Here is a 19,169-nt window from a genome sequence, read left to right on the forward strand (position 1 = left end):
GCCACGCCCGCGTCTTGCATTACACTGGCGGGCGTTCACTCCTTAACCAGTCGATGAGAAGCCCGTGCTCAAAGCACTCAAGAAAATGTTCGGCAAAGCCGAAGACGAGCAGCCACAACCAGCGCCGTCACCCGTAACAGCGCCCGCCCAGAGCGGTGACGCAGAGCAGAAGCGTCCCCGCAAGAACAAGCCCGCCCGCACCACCAGCGAGACCGCAGGCGATAGCCCGGCGCAGCAACAGCCCCGCCCGCCAAAGGCTGACAAGCCGCGCCGCGAGCGCCCCGCCAAACCGGTGGATACCTGGAAGCTGGAAGACTTCGTGGTCGAGCCCGCCGAAGGCAAGACGCGCTTCCATGACTTCAAGCTCGCCCCCGAGCTGATGCACGCCATTCATGACCTGGGTTTCCCCTACTGCACGCCGATCCAGGCTGGCGTACTGGGCTACACCCTCAAGGGCCAGGACGCCATTGGCCGCGCCCAGACCGGCACCGGCAAGACCGCAGCCTTCCTGATCTCGATCATCACTCAGTTGCTGCAAACCCCACCGCCGAAAGAGCGCTACATGGGCGAGCCACGCGCGCTGATCATCGCGCCGACCCGCGAACTGGTGGTGCAGATCGCCAAGGACGCTGCCGAGCTGACCAAGTACACCGGCCTCAACGTGATGCAGTTCGTCGGCGGCATGGACTTCGACAAGCAGCTCAAGCAGCTGGAATCGCGCTTCTGCGACATCCTCGTGGCCACACCGGGCCGCCTGCTGGACTTCAACCAGCGCGGCGAAGTGCACCTGGACATGGTCGAAGTGATGGTGCTGGACGAAGCCGACCGCATGCTCGACATGGGCTTCATCCCGCAGGTACGCCAGATCATCCGCCAGACGCCGATGAAGGGCGACCGCCAGACCCTGCTGTTCTCCGCCACCTTCACCGACGACGTGATGAACCTGGCCAAGCAGTGGACGGTCAACCCGGCCATCGTCGAGATCGAGCCAGAGAACGTCGCCAGCGACACCGTCGAGCAGCACGTTTACGCCGTGGCCTCGGCCGATAAATACAAGTTGCTGTACAACCTGATCAGCCAGAATGACTGGACGCGGGTCATGGTCTTCGCCAACCGCAAGGACGAAGTGCGGCGCATCGAAGAGCGCCTGACCCGCGACGGCATCAGTGCCGTGCAGATGTCCGGCGACATTCCCCAGCACAAGCGCATTCGCGCCCTGGAAGGCTTCCGCGAAGGCAAGATCCGCGTGATGGTCGCCACTGACGTTGCCGGTCGCGGCATCCACGTCGATGCCATCAGCCACGTGATCAACTTCACCTTGCCGGAAGACCCGGACGATTACGTGCACCGCATCGGCCGTACCGGCCGCGCCGGCAGCAGCGGCACCTCGATCAGCTTCGCCGGCGAGGACGATGCCTTCGCCCTGCCGCCGATCGAAACGCTGATCGGCCGCAAGATCCAGTGTGAAATGCCGCCGGACGAACTGCTCAAGCCGGTACCGCGCAAGCACTGAAGCGGCACAGGCAAACCAAAGGCGAAGCCCTCCAGCTTCGCCTTTTTCATTTGACCCCGTTGATTGATACGCCATGCAGCATTGCGATTACCTGATCATCGGCGCCGGCATTGCCGGCGCTTCGACCGGCTACTTCCTCGCCAGCCACGGCAAGACGCTGCTGCTCGAGCGCGAGGCGCAGCCCGGTTATCACGCCACCGGCCGCTCGGCCGCGCTCTACACCGTGGCCTACGGCACACCGCAGGTCCGCGCACTGACGGCCGCGAGCCGCGCCTTTTATGACGCACCACCAGCCGGTTTCGCCGAACATCCCTTGCTGACGCCGCGCGGCGAGCTGGTGGTGGATTTCAGCGGTGACGCCGCCGAGTTGCAGCGCCAGTACGCGCAAGCCCGCGAGCATGTCACCGAGGCTCACCTGCTCGGCACTGACGAGGCCTGCGCGCTGGTGCCTGTGCTGCGCCGTGAGCGCGTGCATGGCGCACTGCTGGACCCCAGCGCTGCCGATATCGATACCGCAGCGCTGCACCAGGGTTACCTGCGTGGCATCCGCCAACAAGGTGGGGAGATTCACTGCAACCGCGACGTGCTGGCGATCATGCGCCACGCTGGCGGCTGGCAGGTGGATTGCGCCGGGCAAAGCTACCGCGCGGCCGTGCTGATCAATGCGGCCGGTGCCTGGTGCGATGAGGTCGCGCACCTGGCCGGGCTGCCCGGCATCGGCCTGCAGCCCAAACGCCGTGCGGCCTTCACCTTTGACGGTCCGACGGGTGTCGACTGCCAGGCCTGGCCGGCGCTGGTAAGCCTGGATGAGTCCTTCTACTTCAAACCCGATGCCGGCCTGCTGCTGGGCTCACCCGCCAATGCCGACCCGGTGGTGCCGCATGACGTGCAACCGGAAGAGCTCGATATCGCACTGGGCATCCATCAGATAGAGGCACACACCACCTTGCAGATTCGCCGCCCGGCGCATACCTGGGCCGGCCTGCGCAGCTTCGTCGCCGACGGCGATCTGGTCGGCGGCTTCGACACCCACGCGGATGGCTTCTTCTGGGTAGCAGCACAGGGCGGCTACGGCATCCAGACCAGCGCGGCCATGGGCCAGGCGTGCGCAGCCTTGATCCGTCGACAGCCGCTGCCGGAACATCTGGCCCGCCACGGCCTGAATGCCGCAGCACTCTGCCCGGCACGCTTGCTGCGTACATGCGCCAGAACCTGAGACGTGCGCTACCGGGCCTAGCGCTGATTCCGACCACCGCACTGTTCATTGGCCTGTTGACCAGCGAACTGCAGCACTCTCGCCTGGGACTGGCCTGGCCCCTGACGCTGGATCCGCACACTTCGCTGTGGCTGGAACTGACGATCGCCTCGCTACCCGGCCTGCTGCTGTTTATCGTGGCGAGCATTGGGCTGAGGCGTCACGGCAAGGCCACTGCACAGCTGATCTTCGTCGCCAGCGCCGCACTCAGCGCCTACTGCGCCGTCATCCTGCTGGCGCCCTCATACGGCAATACCTGGAGCCTCAGTGAGGTGTTCAAGGAGCTGCTGCTGGGTCAATGGCAGTTGTTCGTCCTGGCACAACTGCCAGGGTTGCTGATGAGCGCACTGCTGTATCCGGCAGGCGCTGAGCACAACTGATGGGGCCGCGCTGCGCCTGACGGCATGGCGATTCAGGTCTCAACGCCCTCTTCGCGGGTCTTCTCAGCCTCTTGGGGCTCCGTTTCAGCTTCCTCCTCCGGCTCGGTTTTACCCAAGGCGCGATTGGTGGACTCCTGCAGAGAGTCCACCTGGCGGTTAACCTCATCGACCACTTCGCCGACCGAGTCGTTGATCAGCGCCTGCGCTTCCTTCTTCGCCTCCTCAGCGAGTTTCTGCGCGGACTGTTCCGCCGCATCACAGCCGACCAGAGCCATCAACGCCAGGCCCAGTGCGGCAGGTTCAAGTCGGTTTTTCCAGTGTTTGTGCATCATGGTTCTCCAGTTGCGAAAGCCTGGCCACACGTCGTGCATAGCCGGGCTAGAGTCTGTGATCAAATCTGCGCGGGCGGCTGGTCACGGGTCTTGTACAGTGACAGCAGTACGCCACCGATCAGCAGGCCCAGGGTCACGCTCAGGGACACCACCGCCGGGATCTTGCCGATGATGCCAACCAGGAAGATCTTCGCGCCGATGAACACCAGTACCAGCGCCAGCGCGTACTTGAGGTAGGCGAAGCGGTGGATCAGCGCGGCAAGGGCGAAATACAAGGCACGCAGGCCGAGGATGGCGAAGATGTTCGAGGTGTAGACGATGAACGGATCCTGAGTAATGGCGAAGATCGCCGGCACGCTGTCGATGGCGAACACCAGGTCAGCGCACTCGATCAGGATCAGCGCCAGGAACAGCGGTGTTACCCACAGCACGCTGCGGCCCTGGCCATCGTCCTGGCGGACGAAAAAGCGCTGACCGTGGAGATTCTCGGTCACGCGCAGGTGCTTGCGCAGGAACTTCACCAGCACGTTGTTCTGCAGATCAGGCGCATCGTCGAGCTTGGAGAACAGCATCTTCACACCGGTGAAGAACAGGAAGGCGCCAAACACGTAGAGGATCCAGGCGAACTCGTGGATCAGCGCGGCGCCCAGGCCGATCATGATCGCCCGCAGTACCAGCACGCCCATGATTCCCCAGAACAGCACCTTGTGCTGGTACTGCCGTGGAATGGCGAGAAAGCTGAAGATCATGGCCATGAGAAACACGTTGTCCATCGACAGCGATTTCTCGATCAGAAAGCCGGTGAGGTAATCCATGCTGGCGTCGCCGCCCTTCTGGAAGAACACCCAGACACCGAACAGCAGACCCGCAGTGATGTAGCCGGCCGACAACAATAGGCTCTCGCGCACGCCGATTTCGCGGTTATCGCGATGCAGTACGCCAAGGTCGAAGGCCAGCAGGGAGATGACGACAGCGATGAAGACCAGCCACAACCAGGTGGCCGTGCCGAGGAAGTCGGCGAAGAGAAACGGTTCTAGGGCAGTCATGAGCCCCTCCTACAGTCAGATTGAACAGACTGTGATCCGACATCGCGGGGGTTAACCGCCAGAGGGGCCCGGTATCACGGGCGCAACGATACTCAGGCCGCGAACGCTGCTCAACGAGACGACTTTTGCAAAGTATTTCCGGCTCTACGACGCCACAGAGTCTGCTGCCGTCTTGTAGGAGCCAGCTTGCTGGCGATCAGCCGCCGGCACCAGGATCGCCCGCAAGCGGGCTCCTACGGGGTTCGCTGTTTATCCGAAGGCTTCAGAACAACCCCAGTTGCCCATCCACCAGCCGCTCGAACTCGCCGCCGACGAACGGCAGGATGGCATCAGCCACAGGCTTCAACTGGCGACTGATGTAATGTTCGTAGTCCACTGGCGACAGCAGACGCTCCAGCGGTTGCGGCCCGCCCGTGGTGATCAGGTAGCTGATCCAGCCGCCGCGCTGGTACTGCAAGGGCCGGCCAAGATGCTGGTTGTGCTCGTCGGCCAGGCGCGCAGCACGCACGTGTGGCGGTACGTTGCGCTGGTAGTCATCGAGGCGCCGACGCAGGCGCTTGCGGTAGACCAGTAGCTCGTCCAACTCGCCCGCCAGGGTGCGTTTGACGTAGTCGCGCACGTAGTCCTCGTAGGCCTGCCCGGCGAACACCAGACGGTACAGCTCCTGCTGGAAGCGCTGGGCCAGTGGCGACCAGTCGGTGCGCACTGTCTCCAGGCCCTTGAATACCATGCGCTCGCTGCCATCGGCGCCGAGCACCAGACCGGCGTAGCGCTTCTTGCTGCCCTCTTCGGTGCCGCGGATGGTGGGCATGAGAAAGCGTCGATAGTGGGTTTCGTACTGCAACTCCAGCGCGCTGGTCAGGCCGTATTCCTGCTGCAGATGCTCACGCCACCAGGCGTTGACCTTGCTCACCAACCCACGGCCGATCCGCGCGGCATCTTCCTCGCCATGCGCACTACCGAGCCAGACGAAGGTGGAATCGGTATCGCCATAGATCACCGCATGCCCCTCGGCTTCGATCAGTTCGCGCGTGCGCTTCATGATCTGGTGCCCACGCAGGGTGATGGACGAGGCCAGACGCGGATCGAAGAAGCGGCAGCCGCTGGAGCCGAGCACGCCGTAGAACGCGTTCATGATGATCTTCAGAGCCTGTGACAAGGCTGCATTGCCGTCACGCTTGGCCACCTCTCGGCCCTGCCAGACACGCTCGACGATGGCCGGCAGACAATGCCGGGTACGCGAGAAGCGCGCGCCGCGAAAGCCCTCCACCGAGTGTTCGTCATCCGGCTGGTGCAAGCCTTCGACCAGGCCCAGTGGGTCGATCAAAAAGCTGCGGATGATCGACGGATACAGGCTCTTGTAGTCCAGTACCAGCACCGAGTCGTACAGACCAGGGCGCGAATCCATGACGAAGCCACCGGGGCTGTTCTCGCCGCGAATGTCGCCGAGGTTCGGCGCGACGAAACCCAGGCGATGCATGGGCGGCAGGTACAGGTGGATGAAGGCGGCCACCGAGCCGCCACTGCGGTCGGCAGCCAGGCCGGTGACGCTGGAGCGTTCCAGCAGGAAGGCGAGCAGGTCGGTATGGGCGAAGATGCGCGTGACCAGCTCGCAGTCCTTGAGGTTATAGAGAGCCAGCGCCGGCTTGTCCTCGTCGAACATGCGCTGGATCTCGTCCATCCGCGCATAGGGCGTGTCGATGGCCTTGCCTTCGCCGAGCAGCGTCTGCGCCACCGATTCCAGGCTGAACGACGAGAAGCTCCAGGTCGCCGAGCGCAGGGCTTCGATACCGTCGATGATCAGCCGCCCGGCCGCCTCGGCGAAGTAATGCTGGCTGCTGTTGTGCTGGCGCCAGCCCATCACGTCGCCGCCTCGCCCCAGAATCAGCGGTACCTTGAGCTGCTCGGCGTGATCGCGCAGCACGCGCAGGTCGAACTGCACCAGGTTCCAGCCGATGATGGCGTCCGGGTCATGCCGCTGCAGCCAGTCATTCAGGCGTTCGAGCAGCGCCTTGCGGCTGTCGCAGTACTCCAGGTCGAAGTCGACGATGCTGGCGTCACCATTGGCTGGGCCGAGCATGTACACCTGGCGCTGACCACAACCTTCCAGGGCGATGGAATACAGCTCGCCGCGGGCGCTGGTCTCGATGTCCAGCGACACCAGGCGCAGCGCCGGGCGGTAATCAACGGCGGGCTTGAGCGACTTGCACAGCAGGCTGCCGTCTTCCTGCAAAGCGCCCTCGAAGCTGACGGAGGCGGTGATGAAGCGCTCCATCAGGTAGCGATCCGGCGGACGGATATCGGCCTCGTAAACGTCCACGCCGACCTGACGCAGCTTCTTCTCCAACTGCAGCAACTGGCGGTACTGGCGGCAGTACAGCCCCAGCACCGGGCGATGCTTGAAGTCGCGCAATGCCAGCTCACGCAGCTCGACGCCCGGCTCGGTGCGCAGCAGCGGTTCGGCCCAGGCGCGCTGCTCGACCGGGATGAAAGCCACCGAGTCCTGGCACGGCAGGCGTATCTGGCGCGGGCCGGCATCAGTGGCCAGCCAAAAGGCCACCTCGGTGCCCTCCGGCGTGTCGCGCCAATGGCGGCTGAGCACGAAGCCTTGCTGGGGTTGCGTCATTGGGATTGGGCTACGGATTCAAACTCGGTGCTTACGGGCTACTTGTGGGAGGGGCTTTAGCCGCGACAGTCGCCGCCAAAGCGCCTCCCACAGGGGCGTGTGCCTCAAACTGGCAAGCCATTCTACGCGAGCAGTTACAATGGCGCCTTTTCCGCGGAACAACGCGATGAGCCACACACCTCCCTACGGCACCGGCGATGCCTCCTACCAGGCTGCCGGTGGCATCGACGGCCTGCGCCGACTGGTCGACGACTTCTACCGCCTGATGGACGAACGCCCCGAGGCCGCTTCCCTGCGCGCCCTGCATCCGGCCGACCTGAGCGCCCCGCGCGACAAGCTGGCGTGCTTCCTCAGCGGCTGGCTGGGCGGGCCGCGCCTGTTCGCTGAAAAATACGGCAGCATCAGCATCCCGGCCTTCCATTCGCAATGGCCGATCGATCAGGCGCTAGCCGAAAGCTGGCTGAGCTGCATGGCCGGCGCCGTCGCCCTGCAGGGCTATGCGCCCGCATTCTCCGACTACCTGCTGATCCAACTACGCGTGCCCGCCGAACGCTCGGTACAGGCCAGTCAAAACCGTCACCGCAAGGAAACCCCGACATGACTGAAGAACTGATCATCGAAGACCTGCAACCCGGCGACGGCAAGGCCGTGGTCAAGGGCGCCCTGATCACCACCCAGTACCGTGGCTGGCTGGAGGGCGGCAGCGAGTTCGACTCCTCCTGGTCGCGCGGCAAACCGTTCCAGTGCGTGATCGGCACCGGCCGGGTGATCAAGGGCTGGGAGCAGGGTCTTTATTAGTGGCAACACACAATTTGTTACATCTTTCCGACGAACGGTAGTTGCATTTATTTACAGCATCAAATGCTCTACAACCCGCATAACTACTGGGTTTTATAAAACATAACTCCCTAAGTTGCTCTCAAAGTTTGATTCTATATGCACTTTCTTGACTAGAAAGTTGAAATAAAATTAATAAAACACTTGACAACTGGAAATAATGTGGTAATATATAGTTGTAGATAAATAAAAATTTATCCTGCCCTTCTAGTTCCTTCTAAAGTTTCCTTGTGTGCTGGCTTACTTGCCAGCGTCTAATCGCTGTTTGACATATAAACAGCGCATTATTTAAATCCCAAAGTCTATAGGCTCCTACCTCTGTCTATAGGCTCGCCAGCCTCTCATAAGTTTATCCTTTCCTTATGACGTAAAGCTGGCACCAAATTCTAAGAGCCCCCTCCCCTGGGGGCTTTTCATTGTCCGAAATTCGTTAAACCGACACCTTTTTATCTATTAACAACCTAATGGAGGGAAAACTATTGCCTAAATTTACCAAACATTGCATTTGGTGCAATGCAGAATATGAATTTGTCCGATCTTCAAAAGTCACATGTTCGGATGCTTGCTCTATTGCATTCCGCAGATGGACTGAATCATTGAATATCAACAACACAATTGCTTTCACTTATCTTGATGCTATCAAGATGTTCGGTGGCAAACATCCAAACAAGAACTATAACAAGGAGAGCATCAATGAAACCTACTGAATGTTTCATGTGTGGCGCATCACTAACACAACCGACTATAGGGCGACCCCGTACCACTTGCAGTACAGCTTGCAGACTGAAACTTTTCTATCAGCGTCAGCGTGTTTCAAAAATGATCAATCATTTACTGATGCAAGCAAACAGCCTTCAAATCACAAACATTGAATCAAGATTAGGAGAAGTGTAATGCAAGGATTGCAAGTGTGGGATGCAGACGGGAACATCGTTGCCGACCTTACAGATAAACTAGCCAAGTTAATGGCATCTGGAGAACTAACATTCACCACCTCTTCACAGTCATACACTATTAGTGTGCCGGGAATGGTAGACGATGGAACTTGGTATGTATCATGTACAGGGTATGTAGTGACACGGATAAACAACGGTTCATTCACTGTTAGGAGATTTGATTATTTCACACCAACTGAAACGCATTATTGGGCGGCACTAAAACAATGACAGCAGGAATTGAAATCTATAATACGTCTGGAGATTTGCTCATATCGTCAAATGAACCAAACATCTATGTACACACCTACCTTCCAAATCTAGCAATGCCAACAGGTATTGATCCTGTCGTTATTCCATATTCAGGCTGGCCAGAGGCACCAACACTATTGTTACGTCCCCGTGCTGGGCTTTGGTATGGGTGGACACACATAAGGCGATCTGGAAATAACTTACTGTTGTATATAAGCAATTTGGGCACAAGAGGAACATTTGATTTAGCCCTTGCATCAACAGCAAAGTCTGTTACTAACACTGGTGATGAAGGTTTTGGCTTACAGATATTCGATGCTAATGGGGATTTGAATTTTTCATCATCAAGAAAGTATCCGAGAGTTAAGCAGATTGCAGCAGTGCCAGGACCAAACCTCACAGTAGCTAATTCCACAACATCAGCAGCAATCACCACTACATTCGACGGCATGCCCTGGGTGATCTTTAGAGATGCTACACAAGCTGTTCCATTTTCAGTTAATGAATCTGCGAGCAGTGTTGGGTTCTATTTTTCAGTGGACGCAGCTAAAACAGCAATCACTGTACGTGGCAGCGACACAATTGCATCTAATTCAGGGAATCAATACTGGGGGAGAAATCTATACTTTCCATTATGTGAAATCCCTGGCACCTAATAACAACAATTACAGAAAAGGAAAATAACAATGTCAGAAAGAAAAAGAACTAAACGGCAATATCGAGTTTCAGTGAACGTACCTGCATGGCTAGTCGAATCAATAAACAATGCAAACATGCAAACATCCCTGTCAGCTCTAATTGTTAAACTATTGAAAGGTCATATGTTGGATTACGAATTGAAGCAACAATTCTCTAAATTGAATAATAGAGTCATCAATTAAATTAGATGTATTTTTAACAATTAAACTTCTTGCTTGCAGAATGCTGCAATGGTACAACGCCAACAGACACAGAGTCACATGGCCATAAGACATGAAGTCCGCATAGTAATAATGATATTAGTAATAATGATAATAATAAAAAAGAAAGAAAGAGCATATGTCTATTTCGCTCACTGCGCTCACTCATAGACATATTAGCAATAAAGAATAAAAAGCAAAAAGCAAAAGCCCCATCACTGGATATGATGATATCTAAATACTGACTGTATTCCTTCAGTTAGAAATGCTGTCGTGTTCAGGATGCTTTAGTTTTTATTCTTATTCAACAGAAATAAGAAACATAGATATACGTCAAGATGGCGCATGCACTCCAATCAAAGAGAATTAGAGAATGAAAATTAACTTAAATGAACGAGCACAGAAAGAACTGATTGAATTACGTACTGTCATGGGAAGCCATGCATTCCAACATATTATCAATGTTCTGATCAGTGAAGCTCACAAAAACAAAGTCGTCCCACTATATGAGGAGAATTCAAAACATGGCAACAGAAGTTTTTGCACAAACTAAAAAAGAAATCGACAGCTATCTGCGCGCATACAAGAATATTCTGTCTGCTGTTGGGTTTGTTAACTTAAACACTGGCGAGACAATCAAACTGAGCGCAGAGCAAAAGATTGTTTGGCTCTACATCCTTTCTCAGTACAAGTTCTTCAAAGATAAAGATCAACTATATTTCGAAAATCAAGCAGACATTGGTTTGGCTTGTGGCGTATCAGAAAAAACAGTTTCACGATTTATCAACACCCTATCTGATGCAGTTGATGAAAACGGGGAGAAAGTCGGCAGCGGTTATCTCCAGATCAATCAAACCCGTATATTTGGTGGGCATAAATCGAATAGTTACACACTACTCAGAGACCTAGTGTTAGTAGAGCCCGAGAAAGCCCCAAATAAGCCCGCAGAAGCGTTTTCTAGTGAATCTGATGCAGACGTAGCACCTGCACCAGAAAACAGCTCTAAAGAGCTTATAGAACGATATATTGAAAATAACAATTCTGCTGGTGAAGAGTGGGCTATGGAATCCATTCCATTCGATGACGCACCGGCTTGGATCGTTGATTCAGAGGATGACGGAAGTGTTGCAGATGCCAAAGATTATGTAGAGGAGCGTCCGATTGCCAATGCAAGTAGGCCGCAAATCCGTTATCAATCGAACGGCAAATCGGCTGATGAGCAGCACACACATAAAGCTAATCAACCTAATAAACGAGAAAGCAACGGCTGCATACTGTATGAAATTGCGGGCGAGCCACACACATTAGAAAATGGTTGCTATGTGCCGGCATCTGCTATAGACATTGCCTTGTTTGAGACAGGATTACCTTTCTAGTCTTATCCTGCGTGTCGCGCTAAAAAATAAAAATCACTAAAGAATTTGACTTCGCAAGAGTCATAAACATGGGCATCTATTGCCTAAAATAAACAAATGAGGATATATAAATATGCAATTTTTCGTATTAAATAAAAATGTAATCACCGGTGTAATTCATACACATATTGAGATGCACAGAAAGTCATCGAAATACATTCCAACCACCAAAGAATCACTAGCCGTCTACAACAATTGGCTAACAACCAACCCAAACAAACAGCCATCACTAGCAGATATCTTTGCCAGCAAGCCAGCACCAGCTAAAAGCATCACAAATGCCACCACCACAAATGTTAGCAAGCCTTTGAACAAGGAAGAAGCTGACAAGAAGGCAATGGTTAAGCAGTTTAAACAATTCATTATTAACAAGCACTAATAGGGAGAAATATAAATGAGTAAAACAATTATCGATAACAAAGAAGTTACAGTGAAAACCCCAAGTCGATTCAATGTCGAGGAACTGAAGTCTTTACAGGAAGTTGCGTGTCGGGAATGGCTCAATGCCCCAGGGCACACAACATTCGTCATCACTGAAGAATACTTGATAGATGCTTGTAGAAAAATGGCTGACCTTCTCAAGCAGGGATATGAACATGACACCAATGGCAGGCATCTGAGCCACCCGTTTGTGATCCCATTCAAAAAGAAAGAAGAAGAGATTCAAGCAGAGCTTGAGAATGTTAAGGCTAACGTCAAGACGAAGTATGAAAATAGGATTCGTGACGAAGTGGAACAGGCGAAAGCCAATCTAATTGCTCAGCGTAAAGCCAACCATGAGCGCAAAGAGAGAGAGAAGGCAGAACAGAAAGAGCAGAAACTACTGGCTGAGCTTGAACAGGAAGCCTCTGAATTATTCGATAGCTACCTGAATTTCAACTGTAATTACAGAGAGTGGCCAGAATAACTCTGTAGAAATGCGGGAATAATAGGGAATAACGGGGGGCACATACAGCATCCCCCCTCCCCTCCCAACATTCAATATAGCTACACCCCGCATTCTTTCTGCTGCTGCTTGATTGTGTGTTAAGCAAAATCCTCCCCTCTCTGTCATGCAAAAGTGTTCAGGGATGAAAAATTCATCCAACAATCGGCATTCCCCCCTGGAGAATCCCTGGGAATCCCTATTTACATCTTGCAGACGACCGACAACGACATGTAAAATACACCTCAACATGATGTAAACAGATTGAGGGGGAACGGAAATGGACGTTGTTGCTCTGCTGCGTGTATCGACCAAGGGTCAGGGTGAATCCGGGTTAGGTCTGGATGCTCAGCGCGAATACATTCAGCAATCCGCAAAGGCTAATGGCTGGAACATCGTTAATGAATACATCGACGTTGGTGTGTCTGGCTCAGTTCACCCCCTGGAGCGCCCAGCAGCATCCAAAGCATTCGCCACAGGCTTGCCGGTAGTGGTGGCCAAGCTTGACCGCCTCAGCCGCGACGTTGAGCACATCGCCGGTCTGATGAAGCGTGCAAATTTCAAAGTGGCATCCATGCCCAAGGCTTCTACGATGGAGCTTCACATTTATGCGATGTTGGCCCAGCAGGAAAGAGAGTTCATCGCTCAACGTACAAAGGATGGTTTGAAAGCTCTGGCTAATCGTGCTGATGCTGGCGATATCGAAGCACAAGCCAAGATCGACAAGCGCAATGCCGGGCGCGCAGCAGCCCACAAAGCACATACATACAAGATCGCCCAGCAGGCAAACAAACAAGCGGCTTTAGCTCGTGCTGAGGATTACGCCAGCCATATCAAGGCAGCAATGTTTGACAAGGTGAGCACGCTCAAGGGGTTGGCTGAATGGCTGAACACTAAAGGCATTGCATCCCCCAAGGGTGTAGTGGGTAGCTGGCAAGCTGTGCAAGTGTCCAGGCTTCTCAGTAAGCTAGATATCAAATTCCCTTGAGGCGATAGCTATATACGCTGCACAGGCCATCAAATAGCTTCATACAGCGATTTTCTATGCGAGGTAGTACGATGGTAGCCCTGTAGGCTTAAAACGCCTTGTAGGGCCTTGCAGGGGCTATATAGCGCATTTCCTGTAATGGCCAGATATTTTGATATTATAGAAAAAGAAGGGAGTGGGAGTTATCCACACCGTTAAGCCCTACTCCTGTCCATCAGGCACCTCCACACAGGTATTCAGGAGGCTGTCAGAGGCTAGCAGGCCTAACGCGCGACAGGAATGCCACATAATAATTATTTAGCAGCATCAAATACCATGACAAAGATTTTTAACGCATTTGGGTTAAGCCGCGATATACCTGCCGATATTAAACGTCAAGTTAGGCAACGCGACGGTTTCGGTTGTGTTGTTTGTGGACTTGGTATTGTTCAGTATGAACATGTAGACCCCGAATTTAAAGACGCGAGAACCCACGATCCAAATTGCATAGCATTGTTGTGCCCTCAGTGCCACGCTAAAGTTACTACGCGAATGTGGTCAAAAGCACGAGTGAAATTGGCTATGCGAAGCCCAAAATGCAAGCAACTAGGATACACAAGAGAGTTCTTTGATTTCTCTGACGGCCATCCTGCACTCAAGTTTGGAGGCATGTTGCTTAGCAACTGCCCCACCCCTATTGAAGTAAGCGGAAAACCTTTATTTAGAATTAAGCCCCCAGAACTACCTGAAGAACCTTTTTTGTTCTCTGGCTTATTCACTGACTCCGAAGGCAACATAAGCCTCGAAATTGAAGATAATGAGTGGAAGGCCTATTCAAATGCATGGGACGTCGAAGTAAAAGGATCAACTATCACAATCAGAGAGGCGCACCGAGTTTTTCATCTTATTCTTAGCGTTTCCCAGCCCAACACCATTGTAGTTGAGCGGCTTAACATGACGCTTGGTGGACTTCAGTTTGAAGCAAACGGGGATTTTTTAAGAGTTACATTCCCCCACGGGGGTGTAAGTGAGTTCACATCTTGCTTAGCAGACAACTGCATGGTTGGCATGGCTTTCTGAGGTCGAACAAAGGCTCAACCAGTCTCACGAAAAACGTTGCCGTGCGTTAGTCATAATCCTGACATATGGCGTGTCTAGATGCTCTTCTTCACCACCACCATTCATAGCTGACAACACAAGCCCTGAATATTTCTGATATCGAATGTTTGTTTCCCCCTCAGAAAGCATGTCAGTTGTGTGGATAGCAGGGATTTCTATAGTAGGGTCAGGATTCACCATTATTATGGTGTAGGGTTTTTCATAGAGCCTGTATGCCTCTGTGCTGTTGCTCTTGGGCTTGCGCTTCACACCCAGGTATTCCCATTCTTCCCTCCCCTCAGTGGTTGTGATACGGCCAACCACATCGCATTTAATTGAATATCCAACATCTTTAAGCATTGCATTCAGCACAATAGGGTCAGAATGCATTAATACACTTTCCTCCCTCAACACTGTCAAAGTTTCACTTACAATAATATCCCCAGTGTTCAGGGAAGAAAGCTCAGTTTGTAAAGCTTCTCTTTCGGCTTTCAGTGCTATCAGCTTGCTTTGAATCTCTGGCAGATCAACAGACAGCGCCAGCATCACCAGTTTTTTAATCTCCTGGGTTGCCTGTGCTATTTCAGCCTCTAAGGTGATTCTGCGCTTATCAGTGTTGGATAGTGTTTGCTTGGCTAATGCCCGCTTGAATGCTCTATTTGACGTAAGCACCTGAACAAGCTTAATGATGTTTACAGGGATCGATTTATTATTGATACACCCAGCAGTCTTTAAACGATGGTGTGTCAGGCAACGCATGGCCGCAGGGATTCCATTAACAAAGTGGAACACCATTGACGCCTCACAATGGGCGCATTTCACCAATCCAACAAGAAAGTGTTTACTTGTGCGCGTTCGCTCTGTTTTACGCTCTGTTAGAAGTTTCTGAACAAGATGGAAAGTTTCAGGCTCTACAATTGCCGGATAAACACCATGGATTAAATCTCCTGTGCTGTCAGTGTTAGCCCATGCTCCAATGGCAGCAGGATTAGTTAACCACCCCTGAACAGTAGGCCCTGAACATTTAGAAAGTTTCTCAACACCAGATTGCCTAATTCTTGATGCAATTGAATGTTTACCAACACCGGAAATATACCAATCAAAGACAAGGCGGATTTGCTGTGCCACCTCTTCAATTACATTACCCTCTGAATCGAGCCATACGGGTGTATGGCGCTTAATTCTCTCCCCACCCTTAGCCTTGGTACGTCTTGCCTCATAAGACGCTGATACGCGCTCTGAGAGCGCTTTAGAATACCCATGCGCTGCCTGTATCTTGGCCATCAACAGGAATATCTGAGTGCCAAGTAAACTTTGCTCGGTGTACTCCGTACCATCCTCAATAGTTACGATGGACACCCCTGCTCGCAGAATCGGCGCCAGCAAATCGAAAACATCCCAAGTTCCCCGTCTGGTAGCCCTGTCGATAGCTTCAAGCAATACACAGTCGCCGGCCCGGATTAGCCCCGCCTCGATAGCTTCCCGAATCTGGATAAACCCGCTTGCAGCCTTTCGATCATCTGTAGAAAACCCACTTTTGGCCAAGTCTTCATATGTCAGGTTTGACCGTGCGTATTCAGGGTGTTGGGCTAACCACCTGTCTATCAGCTCAGCCTGCCGCCTGTAGCTATCACCCTCGGTTTGCCTGTAGCTGGAAAATCGAATGTAGGGGATTGCTTGCTTTGTCATACTGCGCAACCTGAATACAGAGGGGAATCTCCCAAGGGAGAGGGGTGTAGAGGGGTCATGATAACGCAATATCACAAACCGAGAAGCTGGGACCAGGGCCTGATGGGCATGCGGGTTGGCGGCAAGCGCAAGCTGCAGGTGCCCGCGCACCTGGGTTATGGCGAGCGCAGCATGGGCGCGATTCCGCCCAACTCCAACCTGATCTTCGAGATCGAGCTGCTGGAAGTACTGACCCGCGATGACTGATGCAGCCCTCACCACCCTGCGCAATCATCTGCTGCAGGCGCTGGAAAATCACCCCGGCTCGGAAACCCGCCGCCTGTTCCATGGCCGTGGTCGCTGCTGGCCCGGGCTGGAGCAGATCACCGTCGACTGGCTGTCAGGCATCGTGCTGGTGATGCTGTTTCGCGAACCCGAAGCGGAGCACCTTGCCGCTCTGTATGAACTGCTGGACGAGCTGACCCGCTCGCCGCAGTGGCAGCACAGCGGCGCACGCGGCCTGCTGCTGCAGCATCGTCACCGCGAAGGCAGCGCAAGCGAGTGGCTGGCTGGCGAACCGCAGACGCAGTGGCAGATCACCGAACACGACCTGCATTACCTGCTCGACCTGGGCAGCAAGCAGAACAGCGGGCTGTTTCTCGATATGCGCCTCGGACGGCAATGGGTACGGGAAGAAGTACGCGGCAAGCGCGTGCTCAACCTGTTCGCCTATACCTGCGGTTTCTCCGTCGCGGCCATCGCTGGCGGCGCAGAGCGAGTAGTCAACCTGGACATGGCGCGCGCCGCGCTATCACGCGGGCGCGACAACCATCGCCTGAACGAGCACGACCTGAGTCGGGTGGAGTTTCTCGGCCACGAGCTGTTCAAATCCTGGGGCAAGGTGCGCAAGAGCGGGCCCTACGACCTGGTGATCATCGATCCGCCGACCTTCCAGAAAGGTAGCTTCGCCCTCACCCAGGACTACCGCAAGATCCTGCGTCGCCTGCCCGAGCTGCTCACCGAGCGCGGCACGGTGCTGGCCTGCGTCAATTCACCGGATATCGGCCCATCATTCCTGATCGACAGCATGGCCGAGGAAGCGCCGCAACTGCACTTCGAGCGGCGCCTGGACAACCCGCCGGAGTTCGCGGATATCGATCCGAACAGTGACCTGAAGGCACTGGTGTTCCAACAGAGTTAACCCTTCGTATCTGTAGCCCGGATGCAATTCGGGGCCGGTAACCCCCGGATTGCATCCGGGCTACGAGCAGATGCCGATAATGTGGGAGGGGCTTTAGCCGCGACGTGAACAGATCGCGGCTAAAGCCCCTCCCACCATCCTGCTACCGAATCCCCAGACGCTTGGCCAAACGACTGAGGTTGGCACGATCCACGCCCAGCTCACGCGCCGCATCGGCCCATTTGCCATGATGACGCGCCAGGCACTGCTCGATCAGTTGGCGCTGGAATACGTCCACCGCCGTACGCAGTTCCAGGCCTGCCGGGGGCAGATCCATGGGCGCCAGGACGTCGTCGATGGCAGCCGTCGCCTGGGCCGCCAGCAAATCCAGGTCCTGCACGTCCAGACTGAGAATGCGCGGGCGCTCGCCGTGGCGCGCCAGTGCCTTGATCGCCGCACGGCCAATCAGGTGTTCCAGTTCACGCACGTTGCCCGGCCAATCATGACCGAGCAGCGCCTTCTGCGCCTCAGAACTCAGGCGCAAGCTGCGCAGCCCCAGGCGTGCGCGGTTCTCTTCGAGGAAGTAGCCGGCCAGCAACAGCACATCGCGACCACGCTCGCGCAGCGGCGGCACCGGCAACGGGTAAACGCTCAGGCGGTGATACAGGTCGGCACGAAATCGTCCGGCACGCACCTCAGCCGCCAGGTCGCGGTTGGTGGCGGCGATCACCCGCACGTCGACGCGGTGTTCGCGATCCGAACCGACCCGCTGCAACTGCCCACTCTGCAGCACGCGCAACAGCTTGGCCTGCATCGCCAGCGGCAGCTCGCCCACCTCGTCGAGAAACAGGCTGCCGCCATCGGCCAACTCGAACTTGCCGCTGCGCTCGCTCATGGCCCCGGAAAAGGCGCCACGCACATGACCGAACAGCTCGCTCTCCACCAGTGCATCGGGCAACGCCGCACAGTTGATGCTGACCAGCGGACGCTGCGCACGTGGCGAAGCCGCGTGGATCGCCTCGGCCACCAACTCCTTGCCAACCCCGGTCTCGCCAGTGATCAACACGGTGAGCGGGCTGTCACCGACCAGGCGAATCTCGTCCAGCAGCTTGCGCAACGCCGCGCTCTGCCCGACCAGCTCGCGCGGTTGCTGCCGCGCCTGTTTGTAAAGCTCGGTGAGCTGACGCTCGGCCTCGACCCGCTGCGCCAGGCCGCTGATGCGCTGGCTGACCTTGACCGTAGCCGCGGCCAGGCTGGCGAAGGCTTCCAGGCTGTCCAGATCGAGTCGGCCAAAGCTGGCCGGGTCGAGCGAATCCAGGGTCAGCAGGCCCCAGAGCTGCTCGTCCAGATATAACGGGCAGCCCAGGCAATCGTGCACTTCCAGGTGGCCATGCAGCCCCTCCACCAGACCGTCGTAGGGGTCAGGCAGGCCGCAATCGGCCGCGAAACGCGTCGGCCTGGCGTGTTCCAGCAACGCAGCCAGACGCGGATGCTCGCTGACTCTGAAGCGCCGCCCCAGGGTATCGGGACTCAGCCCCTCGACCGCCAGGGGGACCAGAATTTCGCCGTCGAGTCGCAGCAGCGCCACGGCATCGCAAGGGAACAACTGGCGCAAGGCAGCGAGCAGGCGGCGATAACGCTCGCCGTCATCCAGCTCGCGAGACAGATCGGCGACCAGGGGAATAAGCGTTTCCAGCAGAGGATTAGCGGTCATTTCGACTACTCAAAGTCTTTATGACTCACACGCAAAGCGAGTCATTAACACAACAAAATAAGTAAGCCGCTGATATTTAAGGATTATTTAATTGGCACGCTTACTGATAGGTATCTATCGCTAACGC

The 19,169-nt window shown here is 55.1% G+C and carries 17 protein-coding genes and 2 pseudogenes; 14 read left to right on the forward strand and 5 right to left on the reverse strand.

The genetic code is table 11. The features are described from left to right. Positions 1 to 64 precede the first annotated feature (64 nt). The 3 genes from rhlB to GV002_RS19205 all read left to right on the forward strand — a co-directional run bounded on the left by rhlB (position 65) and on the right by GV002_RS19205 (position 3,148). Positions 65 to 1,513 (forward strand): ATP-dependent RNA helicase RhlB, encoded by a 1,449-nt coding sequence (gene rhlB / locus GV002_RS19195; protein ID WP_160019866.1) that lies wholly within the window; start codon positions 65 to 67, stop codon positions 1,511 to 1,513. A gap of 73 nt (positions 1,514 to 1,586) precedes the next feature. Continuing rightward, the gene (locus tag GV002_RS19200) at positions 1,587 to 2,729 is read left to right on the forward strand and encodes an NAD(P)/FAD-dependent oxidoreductase (protein ID WP_160019867.1); all 1,143 of its coding nucleotides are present in this window, start codon (positions 1,587 to 1,589) and stop codon (positions 2,727 to 2,729) included. Then, positions 2,714 to 3,148, forward strand: a complete 435-nt coding sequence (locus GV002_RS19205; RefSeq protein WP_160019868.1) for a hypothetical protein — start codon at positions 2,714 to 2,716, stop codon at positions 3,146 to 3,148. Before GV002_RS19200 ends, GV002_RS19205 begins: the two co-directional genes overlap by 16 nt. A gap of 32 nt (positions 3,149 to 3,180) precedes the next feature. Here GV002_RS19205 and GV002_RS19210 read toward each other — a convergent pair whose 3' ends face one another. The 3 genes from GV002_RS19210 to GV002_RS19220 all read right to left on the reverse strand — a co-directional run bounded on the left by GV002_RS19210 (position 3,181) and on the right by GV002_RS19220 (position 7,152). Then, on the reverse strand, positions 3,181 to 3,477 hold the full coding sequence (locus GV002_RS19210) for a hypothetical protein (RefSeq protein WP_160019869.1): 297 nt from the start codon (positions 3,475 to 3,477) through the stop codon (positions 3,181 to 3,183). A gap of 62 nt (positions 3,478 to 3,539) precedes the next feature. Continuing rightward, the gene (locus GV002_RS19215; protein WP_160019870.1) at positions 3,540 to 4,526 is read right to left on the reverse strand and encodes a TerC family protein; all 987 of its coding nucleotides are present in this window, start codon (positions 4,524 to 4,526) and stop codon (positions 3,540 to 3,542) included. A 262-nt stretch (positions 4,527 to 4,788) separates the two neighbouring features. After that, positions 4,789 to 7,152 carry a DNA polymerase II gene (locus GV002_RS19220; protein WP_160019871.1) on the reverse strand — a complete coding sequence of 788 codons (2,364 nt, stop codon included), beginning with the start codon at positions 7,150 to 7,152 and terminating at the stop codon, positions 4,789 to 4,791. Between the two features lie 166 nt (positions 7,153 to 7,318). On the opposite strand from GV002_RS19220, the gene GV002_RS19225 reads away from it, so the two are divergent. From GV002_RS19225 to GV002_RS19265, 9 genes and pseudogenes are all read left to right on the forward strand, one after another. Next, positions 7,319 to 7,753, forward strand: a complete 435-nt coding sequence (locus tag GV002_RS19225; RefSeq protein WP_178094733.1) for a group II truncated hemoglobin — start codon at positions 7,319 to 7,321, stop codon at positions 7,751 to 7,753. After that, a pseudogene (locus GV002_RS19230) lies at positions 7,750 to 7,944 on the forward strand (FKBP-type peptidyl-prolyl cis-trans isomerase); the annotation flags it as partial. The gene GV002_RS19225 and the pseudogene GV002_RS19230, both read left to right, overlap by 4 nt. Before the next feature lie 938 nt (positions 7,945 to 8,882). Next, positions 8,883 to 9,155, forward strand: coding sequence for a hypothetical protein (locus tag GV002_RS19235; RefSeq protein WP_160019873.1), 273 nt, complete (start codon positions 8,883 to 8,885; stop codon positions 9,153 to 9,155). Continuing rightward, a complete protein-coding gene (locus GV002_RS19240; RefSeq protein WP_160019874.1) occupies positions 9,152 to 9,832 on the forward strand; it encodes a hypothetical protein in 681 nt (226 codons plus the stop codon). Before GV002_RS19235 ends, GV002_RS19240 begins: the two co-directional genes overlap by 4 nt. 767 nt (positions 9,833 to 10,599) lie before the next feature. Continuing rightward, complete coding sequence (locus tag GV002_RS19245; protein ID WP_160019875.1) at positions 10,600 to 11,451, forward strand: DUF6945 domain-containing protein; 852 nt, start codon at positions 10,600 to 10,602, stop codon at positions 11,449 to 11,451. Positions 11,452 to 11,563: 112 nt separating this feature from the next. Continuing rightward, positions 11,564 to 11,869: a hypothetical protein gene (locus GV002_RS19250; RefSeq protein WP_160019876.1), complete on the forward strand. Its 306-nt coding sequence runs from the start codon at positions 11,564 to 11,566 to the stop codon at positions 11,867 to 11,869. 15 nt (positions 11,870 to 11,884) lie between these two features. After that, positions 11,885 to 12,397 carry a hypothetical protein gene (locus GV002_RS19255; protein ID WP_160019877.1) on the forward strand — a complete coding sequence of 171 codons (513 nt, stop codon included), beginning with the start codon at positions 11,885 to 11,887 and terminating at the stop codon, positions 12,395 to 12,397. 298 nt (positions 12,398 to 12,695) lie between these two features. Next, complete coding sequence (locus tag GV002_RS19260; protein ID WP_160019878.1) at positions 12,696 to 13,403, forward strand: recombinase family protein; 708 nt, start codon at positions 12,696 to 12,698, stop codon at positions 13,401 to 13,403. Positions 13,404 to 13,682: 279 nt separating this feature from the next. Next, the gene (locus tag GV002_RS19265; protein WP_160019879.1) at positions 13,683 to 14,462 is read left to right on the forward strand and encodes an HNH endonuclease; all 780 of its coding nucleotides are present in this window, start codon (positions 13,683 to 13,685) and stop codon (positions 14,460 to 14,462) included. Positions 14,463 to 14,486: 24 nt separating this feature from the next. Here GV002_RS19265 and GV002_RS19270 read toward each other — a convergent pair whose 3' ends face one another. Further along, positions 14,487 to 16,169, reverse strand: a complete 1,683-nt coding sequence (locus GV002_RS19270; RefSeq protein ID WP_160019880.1) for a recombinase family protein — start codon at positions 16,167 to 16,169, stop codon at positions 14,487 to 14,489. A gap of 81 nt (positions 16,170 to 16,250) precedes the next feature. Between GV002_RS19270 and GV002_RS19275 the strand changes: the two are divergent. Both GV002_RS19275 and GV002_RS19280 read left to right on the forward strand, forming a co-directional pair. Continuing rightward, a pseudogene (locus GV002_RS19275) lies at positions 16,251 to 16,415 on the forward strand (FKBP-type peptidyl-prolyl cis-trans isomerase); the annotation flags it as partial. Next, positions 16,408 to 17,349: a class I SAM-dependent methyltransferase gene (locus GV002_RS19280; protein ID WP_160019881.1), complete on the forward strand. Its 942-nt coding sequence runs from the start codon at positions 16,408 to 16,410 to the stop codon at positions 17,347 to 17,349. The pseudogene GV002_RS19275 and the gene GV002_RS19280, both read left to right, overlap by 8 nt. 142 nt (positions 17,350 to 17,491) lie before the next feature. Here the strand turns inward: GV002_RS19280 and norR are convergent, their stop codons facing one another. Then, positions 17,492 to 19,042 carry a nitric oxide reductase transcriptional regulator NorR gene (gene norR, locus GV002_RS19285; protein ID WP_160019882.1) on the reverse strand — a complete coding sequence of 517 codons (1,551 nt, stop codon included), beginning with the start codon at positions 19,040 to 19,042 and terminating at the stop codon, positions 17,492 to 17,494. Between the last annotated feature and the right edge of the window lie 127 nt (positions 19,043 to 19,169).

This window comes from Pseudomonas sp. 8O, assembly GCF_902506495.1.
Classification (GTDB): Bacteria; Pseudomonadota; Gammaproteobacteria; order Pseudomonadales; family Pseudomonadaceae; genus Aquipseudomonas; species Aquipseudomonas chaetocerotis.